This window comes from Spirosoma sp. KCTC 42546, assembly GCF_006965485.1.
In the GTDB taxonomy this organism is placed as follows: Bacteria; Bacteroidota; Bacteroidia; order Cytophagales; family Spirosomataceae; genus Spirosoma.
The window spans coordinates 3,702,553-3,715,659 of record NZ_CP041360.1 but is presented as its reverse complement, the minus strand read 5'-3'; the positions used below and the strand labels follow the sequence as shown (position 1 = coordinate 3,715,659).

The window sequence follows — 13,107 nt, the reverse complement described above, 5'->3', positions numbered from 1 at the left end:
ATTCAGTAGCTCAGGAAGTTAACTTACTCATAATCAATGCTTTTTAATATAGAAACAATTAAAAAATAGCAGTATGAAACGTAAACTCGTATTCGTTTTATTAGTTCTGGGCCCATGTTTTTCAACATTTGCTCAACAAAAGCAGGCTCCTAAATCCGAAAATCAAGCGGACGTTGTCGAAAAAGGTTTGGTTAAGGTGTCCATTTTATACCCTTATGCAGAAGGTAAAACGTTCGATATGGATTATTACGAAAAAAGTCATATGCCATTTGTAGCAGGTTTGTTAGGGTCTAATTTGGTACGTTATACCATAGAAAAAGGTATTTCAAGTGGAATCCCCAACTCTCCATTACCATTCATGGCTATTGGAAGTTTTTATGTTAAGAGTCTACCTGATTATCAGGCGGCTATCGCCCCCAATAGAGAGGCTATACGGGCAGATTTTCCGAAGTACACCAATATCAGTCCTACTATACTGATTAGTGAGGTGGTAAAGTGATTTTTAAACTTTTCAGAAACGCCCGGTTTGTCCAGTTGAGATTTGCTCTTCGGCGTTGTGTGCGACATAGGTCTTGTTAACTAGTTCATGTTCATTGACTAACCAACATCCATACACTATGAACTCAAGCATAGAATTTCTGAACCCGGACCAATTACTAAAAAATCCTGCTTTCTCTCAGGTAGCCATTACAAAAGGAAATGGAAGTACAATTTATATTGGCGGCCAGAACGCAATAACAAAAGACCTGGAAATAATTGGGAAAGGTGATATAACCTTACAAACAGAGTATGTTTTAAAAAATATTGAAACTGCTCTAAATGCCTGCGATGCCACGGTAGATGACTTGTTTAAATTAACAATTTATATTGTTCAAGGCCAGGACGTACGAAAGGGCTTTGAAGGCGCTCAAGGCTTTCTGAAAAAATTAAGTAATCCCCCTGTAATTACTGGAATCATTGTTGCCGGTTTAGCCAATCCCGACTACTTAGTGGAAATTGAAGCGGTTGCCTTCAAAAGAGAAAAATAGGTAAGGTGAACTGACCAAAATTGCTCTACAGCTACGATTGGTATGGGTGCAACAATACAGCACTTGACATGCGTATACGGTATTGAAAATACCCAATCGGTCAAAACCAGGGTATTCCAGAAGGTCTGTCTTTATCAAACGATGCTGATCAGAAATCAGCGGTGGAAGAATCCAATCCTTCTGGCAATTCACCTAACTGAAAATCATGAAAAAAAATAACCAGCAGGCATGGACACGGCGGACATTTATCAACACCTTAACCGGGGCAGGAACAGTACTGGCCATGAACCCGCTGCTGTCATGGTCTGGCGATGCAGCCAATCCAGATGAGATCGATCCAAGGGTAACCACAATCGTAGCCAACACGATTGGCGTTGATACTCACAATCATATCGATGTGCCCCTAGATGCTGCCGAGTTGCCGGGTCCAACAGTCGATCTGGCGGGCGAGATGAAGAAGTCAGGCTTATCGGCTATCTGCATGACATTTGCTGTTGACTATCAACAGTTACGTAACCCTGGCGATGCCTATAATCGGTTCATAACCGGATTGGATGCAATGGACCAGATGCTGCAAAGCAACAACCTAAAGCGTTCAATGAATCTGGCCGACCTGCGTTCTGCTTATACGAAGCACCAGCCAGCCCTTATTCAATCGGTTGAGGGTGGTCACTTTCTGGAAGGGCATCTGGATCGGCTTGGGGTAGCATACAACCGAGGCTTGCGGCACCTTGGACTGCTTCATGACAACGATGCATCCTTGCCTTTGGGTGACGTTTACACAAAACCCGCTCAGTACGGTGGACTAACTGCGTTCGGTGCCGATGTCATCCGAGAATGTAATAAGCTCGGTATTCTTATAGACCTTACCCATTGCAGCAATGATACAATAAATGCGGCCTTAAAACTCACAACCCACCCGGTGCTCATCTCTCATACCGGGCTCGATACACAACTGGGACAGAATGAAAATATGGCTAAAATGATGCGCCCACGGCTCATCAGTAAGGAACAGGCGAAACGGGTTGCCAACGCAGGTGGAGTTATTGGGGTATGGACACATCTGGCAGATTCAACCCTAGCCTATGCCCAGAATATCAGAGCTTTGGTTGACGTCATCGGCGTTGACCATGTCTGCATCGGCACCGATACCAAACTGACTCCGGCTTACCGATCTGCCGCTAGCTTTGGTTCTAGACCGGGTGGCCTAGCTCCCCAACCGGGCGGAAGTAATCCCGGTACGCCACCTCAGGATGGTCGTCCGGGTAATGCTAGTCAAAATGGCCCCGGCGGTAGAAATAGCGGCCGAATTGGCGAACGTACGAACGAAGCCTGGCAGGATCAGCAGGCTGGTTTCTATTACGCGGTCGTTGATGCGTTACTTAAGACAGGCTTTAGCGAAGACGAAATTGGTAAAATAGGGGGTGGTAATTTTTGCCGGGTGTTTGATTCTGCCACTTCGAGTCATAAATAAGTCAACAACCCGGTCAATCTGATGAAACCCTAACCGTATTTTTATACCCATGCAATCAGACGCCGAACGGATCAGTAGTTTATATCAACGGAATGCCTTGCAATGGAATAAGGAGCGAAGTCGTAGCCTGTTTGAGAAAGCGTGGCTTGATCGTTTTCTTGCGCTCAACCCACCCGGTGCTTCAATTCTTGATTTAGGATGCGGTATGGGCGAGCCGATTGCAAAATACTTACTTGAGCAAGGTTGCTCGGTAACTGGCGTTGATACTTCCCCCACGTTCATTGACCTATGCAGGAACCGCTTTCCTGAGCAAAACTGGATAGTAGCTGACATGCGAACCGTTGTTATTAAGAAGAAATTTCAGGGCATTTTAGCATGGGACAGTTTCTTTCACCTTACCCATGCTGACCAGCATTGCATGTTCCCCGTTTTTCGAACGTACGCTTCCCAGGGTGCAGCCTTACTCTTTACAAGTGGTCCTGCCTACGGCGAAGCAATTGGCAACTATCAGGGGGAGCCGCTTTACCACGCCAGCTTAGATTCTGCTGACTACCAAGCCCTTCTTCAGGAACAAGGCTTTACCGTTGTCGAGCACGTTACAGAAGATCCCACCTGCGGGTACCGTACGGTCTGGCTGGCCCGATTGAATGAACTGGTAGTCGATCTGGACTAAGGCCGTATTTTACCATTTATACCACGCTTCCTTGGCTGGCATACTTTTACCAGTAAATAGATTTTATCTATAGGTAGATAAAAACAATAGATGAAAACTATAGCAAAGATTAGTCTAGATTTGGCTCGTTAAACAATTAAACTCTACCGAAAATGGAAAATATCGAAAGGCAGGACACACAGGATCCATCCGTTTGGGACGTCAACGACCAAAGTAAAGTTAATACCGTAGGCAAATGCCCATTTTTGACTGGTGAGCTAAATAAAAGTGCTGGCGGTGGCACCCGAAATCGTGACTGGTGGCCAAATCAGTTAAAGTTGAATATCCTCCGTCAGCATTCGTCGCTGTCTGATCCGATGGGCGAGCAGTTTAACTACGCCGAGGAATTTAAATCGCTCGATCTGGCGGCCGTTAAGAAGGATATCATGGAGTTGATGACCACATCTCAGGATTGGTGGCCAGCTGATTATGGTCATTATGGCCCTTTCTTCATTCGGATGGCGTGGCACAGCGCGGGCACTTACCGCATTGGCGATGGCCGCGGTGGTGCGGGCGCGGGTACGCTTCGCTTTGCCCCACTCAACAGCTGGCCCGACAATACAAACCTCGACAAAGCCCGCTTGCTGCTTTGGCCGATCAAACAGAAATACGGACGGAAACTTTCGTGGGCCGATCTGATGGTTCTCACCGGCAACTGCGCTCTTGAGTCGATGGGCTTGAAGACGTTTGGCTTTGGCGGTGGGCGTGAGGATGTTTGGGAGCCTGAGGAAGATGTCTATTGGGGCTCTGAAACCAAGTGGTTGGGCGATACGGTTCGATATGCCAACCCCCATGAGCGTACGCTTGAGCAACCCCTCGGCGCAGCTAATCTGGGTCTCATCTATGTGAACCCCGAGGGCCCGGCAGGCAATCCTGATCCGCTTGCCTCTGCTGTTGATATTCGTGAGACCTTCGGTCGTATGGCCATGAACGACGAGGAAACCGTTGCCCTTATTGCGGGTGGGCACACCTTTGGTAAAACTCACGGTGCTGCTGATCCCGGCAAGTACGTTCATTCAGAACCTGAAGGTGCAACCATTGAGGAGCAAAGTCTGGGCTGGAAAAACACATTTGGCAGTGGACATGGCCCCGATACCATAACCAGTGGTCTTGAGGTAACCTGGACCAAGACCCCAACCCAATGGAGCAACGATTACTTTGATCACCTGTTCAACTACGAATGGGAGCTGACGAAGAGCCCAGGTGGAGCGCACCAATGGCAGCCCAAGAATGGGGCCGGGGCTGGTACTGTGCCCGATGCCCACGATCCGTCAAAGCGCCATGCTCCCATGATGCTGACGAGCGATTTAGCCTTGCGGGCAGATCCTGCGTACGAGAAAATTTCAAGACGCTTCTACGAGAATCCGGATGAGTTTGCCGATGCGTTTGCTCGGGCGTGGTTCAAGCTAACGCACCGCGATATGGGCCCGATCGAGCGGTACCTTGGCCCGGAAGTACCTACCGAAGAGCTTCTGTGGCAAGATCCTATCCCCGCTGTGACCCATCAACTGGTGAGTGATCAGGACATCGCTAACCTAAAGGCACAGATTCTTGCTTCTGGCCTGTCGGTGTCGCAACTGGTATCTACTGCCTGGGCTTCGGCGTCTACCTTCCGTAACTCTGATAAACGAGGTGGTACTAATGGTGGTCGTGTTCGTCTGGCACCGCAGAAGGATTGGGAAGCCAACAATCCGGCGCAACTGGCTACCGTGCTGGAGAAATTGACCAGTATCCAACATGAATTCAACAATGCGGCTGGTGACACGAAGATTTCGATTGCCGATCTGATCGTATTAGGAGGAAATGTAGGTATTGAGCAGGCAGCTAAGAATGCGGGTCATGAGGTAACGGTACCTTTCAGACCAGGACGTGCTGATGCATCGCAGGAACAAACTGACGTGCAGTCATTTGAAGCACTGGAACCAAGTGCCGATGGGTTCCGCAACTATCTGAATCCAAGACATAAGTCTGCGGCAGAAGACATGCTGATTGACAAAGCCCAACTGCTGACGCTGACTATTCCTCAGTTAGCAGTTCTTGTTGGCGGCATGCGTGTGCTGAACACGAACTTCGATCATTCGAAACACGGTGTCTTCACGCAACGTCCAGAAGCGCTCACGAATGACTACTTTGTCAACTTACTCGATATGAGCACCACCTGGCGGGCAACATCAGATGCCCAGAACGTATTCGTGGGTAGTGACCGGAAGACGGGCGAACCCAAGTGGACTGGCACACGTGTCGATCTGATCTTTGGCTCTAACTCCGAACTTCGTGCTATTGCGGAAGTATACGGCTGTGGTGATTCGCAGGAGAAATTCGTGCGGGACTTTATCGCAACCTGGGATAAGGTAATGAATCTGGGTCGATTCGATCTGGCCTAATTGCGAAAGCAATGGTTATTTGAATTCTAGTGAAAAAAGGTGGTCTGGCAACGGGCCACCTTTTTAGTTCCAGTAGCCTAGTTCACGTTCATAGCTGCCTTGAGTTTAAAGGGGATGATTGATCGGCAACCTAATAAGAAACTCAGCACCTTCGCCTTCACGACTCGCTACACTCATCTCGCCACCATGTCCCTTGGTGACAATGTCGTAGCTCAAACTCAACCCTAACCCAGTGCCCTCGCCTGTAGGCTTTGTCGTAAAAAATGGGTGAAATATTTTCTGTAGTATGCTTTCGGGAATGCCCATACCGTTGTCTGCCGTTCGAATTTCAACCTGCCCATTTCGAAAGCGAGTACTAACGGTGACTCTTGGATAATAGGCGCTCGCTTCTCCCCTTTGCTTAGCCTGATCCTGAACGGAATAAAAGGCATTGTTATACAGATTCAGGAGTACTCGGCCCATATCCTGGGCCACAATATCAACCTTACCTAAGGTAGGATCTAAATTTGTTACCAGCTCACAGGTAAAACCCTTGTTTTTGGCCCGCTGCCCCTGATAGGCCAGCCTTAGATATTCCTCGGCGAGGTCGTTGATATTCGTAGAAGTTCGCTCACCTGTGGAAGCCCGGCTATGCTCCAACATGCTTTTAACAATGGCTCCAGCCCGTTTGCCATGATGCGTAATCTTCTGGAGATTTTGGGTTAAATCGTCGCTGATATCCAGTGCATCATCGGTTCGTCCGGCCAGAATTTCTTCCCTGAGTTCATTCACTAATTCGGTGCTGACCTCCGAAAAATTGTTGACGAAGTTCAGGGGGTTCTGTATCTCGTGGGCAATGCCAGCCGTCAATTCACCCAGACTGGCTAATTTCTCTTTCTGGACAAGCTGGGCTTGGGTGGCTTTTAATTCTGTAAGCGCTTGTTCTGCTTTATCCCGTTGCAGATTGATTTCGTCGCGCTGGTACTGAAGCAGCACATTGGCTTTTTGTTTATGGCGATTAGTCCGGTATAGCAACAAAGCAATGACTATAAATACCGATATAATGCCCAGCAACACATAAGTTATGATCCTGCTTCGATAAGCCTCCTGTGCCTGTAATAAATCCTGTTGCCTGAGTTTTTCAGTAAACTCAATGTTCTGAAAATTCCTGACCTTTTCTGCGCTCTCTAAACTGTCTTTAGCCACGGAGGCCAGTTTGAAGTAAACTAACGCCTGTTGCGGATTGGCGGTCTCATACAGTTCTGACAGTAGTTTGCCCGCATTGAGAATATTGACCGGTGTATTGGCTGCCTGCGCTAGTTGTAATGACTGTTTTGCGTAGCCAATTGCAGAATCTGGCTGATTGAGTTTTCGAAAGACCTCCGCCATTTCGAGATAGGTCAAACTGAGCGTGCGGTCATTTCTGACGGCAACAGACGTAGGGATACTTTTTTTGTAGTAGGTCAGCGCCAGTGCGTTTTTCCCCATCCTCTTGTAAATATTGCCCAGATTAATCAGCTCAATCTGAGCATCACTTGTGTTGAGTCGAAGCGTCAGTTCGTAGGCGGCCCGCGTGTAAACAAGAGCCGAATCCAACCGATTCAGGAAGGCATAGTCAGCACCAATGTTCGACAGCGCTGTGCGCGTCAAATCTGTATTGCCCAGTTGCTCGGCAAGTGCACGCGTCTTTTTAAAGTAGTCAATGGCTTTGCGCGAATCCTTTCGTTCAGAATATAAAATACCGATGTTATTATACGTTCGGGCCAGAGCGTCAATATCGTTGATTGCTTCGGCAACCTGGACGGACTCCAGATGGGCTTCAAGCGCTTTCGCATAGTTGCCAGTAATTCGTAAAATAGCTCCGATTCGATTCAGGATACGAGCCTCTCCTCGCTTAAACCCAATTTTTCGGGATATAATAAGCCCGTCCTGAGCTAGCTGAATAGCCTCAAACGGTTTCGAATACATTAATGAACGACCTAGTTGATCGAGTATCAGTACACGGGTAGTGTCGGCAAGAGGCTCAGAAAGTCGCTTTGTAAGACTGTCGGATAGACTTTGCTGGGCAAAGGCTCCCTGACACCACAACCAGATAAAGACAAGGAATTTGATGGACTTCATACCCGCGAAGGAATGCTGCTTTATAAAGTTAAGCGAAGCAAGTTTCGGCTATTTTTACTGAAAATCAACCAGATCCATGAAAAGTAGTCTCCTGCTTGTACTTTTATTTTTTTATGGTCGCTCAGTTTCTGCTCAGAAGTCTACTAAGCCTTCCTCTCCGCCCAGACTGCACGTAATTTACATGCTCGAGCAGGAAGATCGTAATCTTGGTCTGATAAACCTTCGCAACGAAGAACTCATGAACCAGATCACCAAAACAGTAGAATGGGGATTGGGATATCCAATGAAACTAACCTACCTGTCGAAGAAAGATTTCACCCGTGCCGCACTCAATAAAACCATTTCGTCGCTCAAGACGGGTGCCAAAGACATTATTATCCTGTATTATTCGGGGTTTGGAATTATGTCGCCCCAAAACACGGGTAATTTCGCCAATTGGAAACTAAAGGACGCGGCTGTAGAAGGTTTATCAGTTAGCGAAGTACAAAAGTGGCTGTTAGCAAAGAATGTACATCTACGCCTGCTGATTGCTGATTGCAGTGCTCAATTCGTGATAAAAGATAATATTCAGAGTACTATTGGTTTAGACAAACGGGACCCCAGAAAGCAGATTATTCAACAATTATTTCTGAATAACTGTGGCCTGGTGAAAATGGGCAGTTCGTTACCTCTGGTTCCATCCTGGATGGACGACGATGGGTCAGTTTTCACAAAATCATTAAATAGCGCCTTCCAGGAACTGTTATTAACCAATAAGCCAGCAGAAATGGCAACGGTTTCGTTTCAGCGGTTGATCACCCGTACAGAAAGCTATGTGCATGTTGGTTTAGCTGGAAAACCATTTAATCAGGCCCCCGTACTGGAAATAAAATCGTGCCGTACCACTATTCTACCCATTGTACAGCGGGCGTCGATCGATCCAATGTCCAACGAAACGCTCAATAGCCTGCTGAATGCTATGGCAACGAATCGGGATTCAATCCAACGAATCCCGATTCGTGAGCAACTCCTGGGGCTGAGTCAGGTTGATGCTATGGTAGAAGTCGGTCGATTCTTTCTGCCTGATGATAGTTTTATATGGAAGGAAGAGGAAAGACTCCATAAAAAATGCACCCTGAACGAATATCTGGATCAGCTAAATAAGCCCCTGAGTTACGTTGAGAATGGTAAATCGATTGAACTTATAGGCATATTGAAAACGATTTCCATAACGACTAAAGAGGTCGATCCATCGGTGCCGAAGCCGATTAAAAGCTTGACAATTCGTGAAGAGTATATAAGATAGTCACGTCTAAACCTGCACCGATGAAATCAATTTTTCTGTTCTTGCTCTTACCATCCTGGCTGTATGGACAGGGGCTGCATAACGACGATACCAAGTACCAGAATTTACTTCAGAAGCGCTCTGGCCAGGCAATTAACAAACTACCGCCCCGGGTCGATTTGTCTGCGTATGTTCCCTCGGTTATTAATCAGGGAGAGAATGGAACTTGCGTAGCCGTATCAGTAGGCTACTACATGCGTACCCTGTTAGAAGCTCAAAAGAGGGGACTAACCGACAAAAAGGCGATTGATGCACTCCGGTTTTCTCCCTCTTATCTCTACAACAACGTCAAAGACGCAGGTGATACCGATTGCACAGGAGGACTCGATATTGGTGACGCCCTGGAGTATATTAAACAAAACGGCCTACCCTTACTGTCGGAGGCTCCTTTTCCGAACTGCCAGCAACCAACTGCCATGAAGGTTAACCCAGACTCCAGAATACTGGATTACGTGAAGCTGTTCGGGTTGTCGGATGAACAACAAGCGAAGACATTAGCTACCAAAAAAGCACTGTCGGAGCTTTCACCGGTTGTCGTCGGCATGCAAACGACTCCTTCGATGAATAACCTGTCTCTCCGTAATACGCTTGGGTCACGAACAAAGACCTTTTTACCCTGGGTACATTCGGGGAACGCACGAGCTAATTTTACGCGCTGGCAACCCGAATTATCAACGTCACTAAGCATTGGCCATGCCATGTGCATAGTTGGTTACGACGATACCATGTTTGGTAAGGGGGCGTTTAAACTGGTCAATAGCTGGGGAAGTACCTGGGGAGATAAAGGCTATTTCTGGATTACCTATGCTGACTTTAATCAATATGCCAAATATGGCTATCAGGCTTACCTACAACCCGCTGGCGACAAATCAAACATCATTCTCTCGGCCGATTTAACCATTTCGCTGGCTACGTTCGTGACCGGTACCGAAGAAGCTGTTGAGCGAACAAAAGCGGGTACAGAACTGGCAGCTTACTCGGTTATAAGACCTCAGCGAACAGGTACGCCGTTTATATTCAGTGTTGCCGTATCGAAGCAAACGTACCTCTATCTGATTACGGCCAATGCAACCGATAGTGTAACTACCAGGCTCTTTCCTGAAGATGGCTTTAGTCCGCTTATCGGTCGCGATACCCGGATGGATTTACCAAAAGACAAGCTGCTAAGGCTTGAAGGGAGTACAGGTCTGGAATATTGGCTGTTTCTGTTCTCGGAAACAGCGATCAACATAGATGACTATGTCAAAAAAATAAACGAACAAAAAGGATCCTTCTCCAGCCGTGTTCTGGCGGCTTTTGGGAGCGCCTTAACTCCTTATCAACAAGTTAATTACAAAGAGAAGAAAATGGGATTTTTCCTGACGAATCAAAATCGGGGCCGTATTGTACCGCTATTGGTAGGCATGAACCATATAAACTGATTATACCTTTCTGGCGCGGGAGCCAATCAAATAGCCAATGATGACTCCAATAACTATACCTATACCTACAGACAGGAAGTCAATTCCAGATGAATTTCCACTTCCGGTATCTCGGTGTGCCTGAGCAAATGCAACTACGGTTAGTAAAAAAAAGCAAGCCAGAGAGAGCGTTAATTTTTTCATAGTTTGATCGAGTTGATGTAACTGTGTCTTCCCAGGACAATAAACGAATTTTTTCTCTCAGTATACCTATCCATTAATTAGTTAAGCTAATCAATCCGCTGCCCCCGTGTAGGCGTAGATAGCTTACCATGCAAACAATTAAAATTATTTTGGTCGTGTTGGGGTGGTTGATTCCCCTGGTAGGTTTAGCACAACGCATCGACAATACGGCGTCGTTTCGGCAAATGGGCTCCGATAACTACTTCCGGCTACATTACGACAACGATTATTTCACGACCACTGACTATTACTATACACAGGGCTACAATTTTGAAGTCGTCAATCCGGCGCTCCGTAAAAATCCCCTTACGAAGCTGCTCATTAAAGCCAGAGCTAGCCATATTCAGTATGGGCTGGCGCTCGAACATTTCGGCTTTACACCCACTACAATCCAAAGCGACGCCATCTTGGTTGGCGACCGTCCTTTTGCGGGCTGTATTCTGCTCAAAACGTTCAGTATAGCAACTGATACGTTGCGCCGGGTTAGAGTATCGTCGGTGTTGAGCACCGGAATGATTGGATCTGTTGCTTTTGGGGGCGAAATGCAGGCGGCTATTCATCGACTCATAAATGGTGTTGAACCCCACGGCTGGCAGCATCAGATTCGCAACGACGTGATTCTGAATTACAACCTCAATTACGAGAAACAACTCTATGCCTATCGGAATGCGCTGTCGGTCAGCGCTAATGCGCAGGCACAGGTGGGCACCTTCGCGGATCGGTTGCAAACGGGGTTTGTGGTGATGGCAGGTCGGTTCGATTCGCCGTTTGGTACTACCTCGACCCAAAGGCGGTTACCGCTGCAATTGTATGTGTACGCACAGCCGCTGGTCAGTTTAGTCGGCTACGATGCCACTCTGCAAGGCGGCCTGTTTAACCGCACCAGCCCGTACGTGATTCCCGCCGACCAACTGGCGCGCACTACCTTTCAGGCGAACTATGGAGCTGTGCTCCGGTACAAAAAACTGTATCTGGAATATTATCAGTCCTTGCTGACCCGAGAGTTTGAAACGGGCAAGCCCCACCGTTGGGGTGGTATTAAAATCGGTGTATCATTCGGTACATTTGCCCAATAGACAACCCTATTGAGTTCAACGGACTGCCCAAGGGCGAAAGTTAGTAACTCATTGTCTGGTACCTAACACGACATGAAGCCAACAACAGTGCTTATTTCCGGGGCAAGTATTGCCGGCCCCACCCTGGCCTTCTGGCTTACTCGTTTTGGCTTTCAAACCACCATAGTGGAACGGGCAGACTCACTCAGACTGGGTGGCCAGAATATTGACATAACCGGGGCCGCCCAAAAAATTGTCCAATTGATGGGTATCGAAGACGACATTCGTGCGGCAAACACAGGTGAGTTAGGCGTATGTTTCGTAGATGAACACAACATTAGTAAAGCCGAACTCCCGAAAGGTGAATCAACTGTAGGAACTCGTGAACTGGAGATTCTTCGGGGAGATCTGGCTAAACTGCTTTTCGACCTGACGAAAGATAAGGTCGAGTATATATTTGGCACACAGATCGTTCAGTTGACGGAAGGAAAAACTGGCGTTACTGTAGCATTTCAGAACGGTATTGAACAGCAGTTTGACCTTGTCATTTGTGCAGACGGCATCCGTTCAAAAACGCGTACGTTACTCTTTGGGGATGAACCCACTATTCGGCCGTTAGGTCTTTACATTTCGTATTTTACCATTCCACGCTCAGCAACCGATACGAACTGGGCACGTTGGTACAACGCACCAGGTTCACGGGTAATCTTCATTCGGCCAGACAACGAAGGCACAACCCGGGTTTCCTTTTCATTTTTGTCAGACCCGAAAGGATACGAACGATTGCCAGTTTCTGAGCAGAAGGAAATTCTAAAAAAGAAGTTTGCCGATGCAGGCTGGGAGGCACCCCGAATTCTAGCCGAACTCGATGCCAACCAGGATATTTATTTTGATGGCATCAGTCAGGTGATGGCCCCTCGATGGTCGGAGGGTCGATGTGCCATGGTGGGAGATGCCGCCTTTTGCCCTTCTCCCCTTAGTGGAATGGGAACCAGTCTTGCCATTGTAGGAGCTTATGTGCTTGCCGGTGAATTAGCAAGAAACGCCGATTACAGGCAAGCGTTTGCTGCCTATGAAAGCCTCCTGCGTCCCTATGTCAATCAGGTGCAGAAGTTGCCTCCGGGCGTACCCTGGGCAGCACATCCAAAAACCAAATTCGGCATCTCTTTATTTTACGCAGGAATTAGGCTCATTTCCAGCCGGTTGGTCAAACGAATTTCCGATTTGTTTAGTAGTAAAACTAAAGATCCAACCGAAGATAAAATCATACTCCCTGATTACTGGAAAAACACGAGCATCTGACAATAAATTGACTCGGTAGTTATAAAAACTTACTAACCACTACAATTTGGAGCTGGTTGGGCCATCCTCTCTTCCCGTATACACA

At 47.4% G+C, this 13,107-nt stretch carries 11 protein-coding genes; 9 read left to right on the top strand and 2 right to left on the bottom strand.

The genetic code is table 11. The features are described 5' to 3' along the window. The first annotated feature begins 73 nt into the window (after positions 1-73). The 5 genes from EXU85_RS15110 to katG all read left to right on the top strand — a co-directional run bounded on the left by EXU85_RS15110 (position 74) and on the right by katG (position 5,598). A complete protein-coding gene (locus tag EXU85_RS15110) occupies positions 74-499 on the top strand; it encodes an EthD family reductase (protein ID WP_142772890.1) in 426 nt (141 codons plus the stop codon). Positions 500-617: 118 nt separating this feature from the next. Beyond that, complete coding sequence (locus EXU85_RS15105; protein ID WP_142772889.1) at positions 618-1,028, top strand: RidA family protein; 411 nt, start codon at positions 618-620, stop codon at positions 1,026-1,028. A gap of 205 nt (positions 1,029-1,233) precedes the next feature. Then, entirely contained in the window at positions 1,234-2,502 is a 1,269-nt protein-coding gene (locus EXU85_RS15100; RefSeq protein WP_142772888.1) for a dipeptidase, read from the top strand. A 49-nt stretch (positions 2,503-2,551) separates the two neighbouring features. After that, complete coding sequence (locus EXU85_RS15095; RefSeq protein WP_142772887.1) at positions 2,552-3,175, top strand: trans-aconitate 2-methyltransferase; 624 nt, start codon at positions 2,552-2,554, stop codon at positions 3,173-3,175. Between the two features lie 152 nt (positions 3,176-3,327). Further along, on the top strand, positions 3,328-5,598 hold the full coding sequence (gene katG / locus EXU85_RS15090) for a catalase/peroxidase HPI (RefSeq protein ID WP_142772886.1): 2,271 nt from the start codon (positions 3,328-3,330) through the stop codon (positions 5,596-5,598). Between the two features lie 105 nt (positions 5,599-5,703). On the opposite strand, the gene EXU85_RS15085 is transcribed toward katG, so the two are convergent. After that, on the bottom strand, positions 5,704-7,698 hold the full coding sequence (locus tag EXU85_RS15085; protein ID WP_142772885.1) for a tetratricopeptide repeat protein: 1,995 nt from the start codon (positions 7,696-7,698) through the stop codon (positions 5,704-5,706). A 181-nt stretch (positions 7,699-7,879) separates the two neighbouring features. Between EXU85_RS15085 and EXU85_RS15080 the strand changes: the two genes are divergently transcribed. Next, positions 7,880-8,983 (top strand): caspase family protein, encoded by a 1,104-nt coding sequence (locus tag EXU85_RS15080; protein ID WP_142772884.1) that lies wholly within the window; start codon positions 7,880-7,882, stop codon positions 8,981-8,983. 20 nt (positions 8,984-9,003) lie between these two features. Beyond that, positions 9,004-10,443, top strand: coding sequence for a C1 family peptidase (locus tag EXU85_RS15075; RefSeq protein WP_142772883.1), 1,440 nt, complete (start codon positions 9,004-9,006; stop codon positions 10,441-10,443). Here the strand turns inward: EXU85_RS15075 and EXU85_RS15070 are convergent, their stop codons facing one another. Then, positions 10,444-10,626 (bottom strand): hypothetical protein, encoded by a 183-nt coding sequence (locus EXU85_RS15070; RefSeq protein ID WP_142772882.1) that lies wholly within the window; start codon positions 10,624-10,626, stop codon positions 10,444-10,446. Between the two features lie 128 nt (positions 10,627-10,754). Between EXU85_RS15070 and EXU85_RS15065 the strand changes: the two genes are divergently transcribed. Together EXU85_RS15065 and EXU85_RS15060 are read left to right on the top strand one after the other, a co-directional pair. Next, positions 10,755-11,741, top strand: coding sequence for a lipid A deacylase LpxR family protein (locus tag EXU85_RS15065; RefSeq protein WP_142772881.1), 987 nt, complete (start codon positions 10,755-10,757; stop codon positions 11,739-11,741). A 72-nt stretch (positions 11,742-11,813) separates the two neighbouring features. Further along, positions 11,814-13,022 carry an FAD-dependent monooxygenase gene (locus EXU85_RS15060; RefSeq protein WP_142772880.1) on the top strand — a complete coding sequence of 403 codons (1,209 nt, stop codon included), beginning with the start codon at positions 11,814-11,816 and terminating at the stop codon, positions 13,020-13,022. Positions 13,023-13,107 lie beyond the last annotated feature (85 nt).

Bases quoted from the DNA above. Each gene is read 5' to 3' on its own strand.
- EXU85_RS15070 (WP_142772882.1), bottom strand. From the start codon at position 10,626: ATGAAAAAATTAACGCTCTCTCTGGCTTGCTTTTTTTTACTAACCGTA.
- EXU85_RS15080 (WP_142772884.1), top strand. From the start codon at position 7,880: ATGCTCGAGCAGGAAGATCGTAATCTTGGTCTGATAAACCTTCGCAAC.
- EXU85_RS15060 (WP_142772880.1), top strand. From the start codon at position 11,814: ATGAAGCCAACAACAGTGCTTATTTCCGGGGCAAGTATTGCCGGCCCC.
- EXU85_RS15075 (WP_142772883.1), top strand. From the start codon at position 9,004: ATGAAATCAATTTTTCTGTTCTTGCTCTTACCATCCTGGCTGTATGGA.
- EXU85_RS15105 (WP_142772889.1), top strand. From the start codon at position 618: ATGAACTCAAGCATAGAATTTCTGAACCCGGACCAATTACTAAAAAAT.
- katG (WP_142772886.1), top strand. From the start codon at position 3,328: ATGGAAAATATCGAAAGGCAGGACACACAGGATCCATCCGTTTGGGAC.
- EXU85_RS15085 (WP_142772885.1), bottom strand. From the start codon at position 7,698: ATGAAGTCCATCAAATTCCTTGTCTTTATCTGGTTGTGGTGTCAGGGA.
- EXU85_RS15065 (WP_142772881.1), top strand. From the start codon at position 10,755: ATGCAAACAATTAAAATTATTTTGGTCGTGTTGGGGTGGTTGATTCCC.
- EXU85_RS15095 (WP_142772887.1), top strand. From the start codon at position 2,552: ATGCAATCAGACGCCGAACGGATCAGTAGTTTATATCAACGGAATGCC.
- EXU85_RS15110 (WP_142772890.1), top strand. From the start codon at position 74: ATGAAACGTAAACTCGTATTCGTTTTATTAGTTCTGGGCCCATGTTTT.
- EXU85_RS15100 (WP_142772888.1), top strand. From the start codon at position 1,234: ATGAAAAAAAATAACCAGCAGGCATGGACACGGCGGACATTTATCAAC.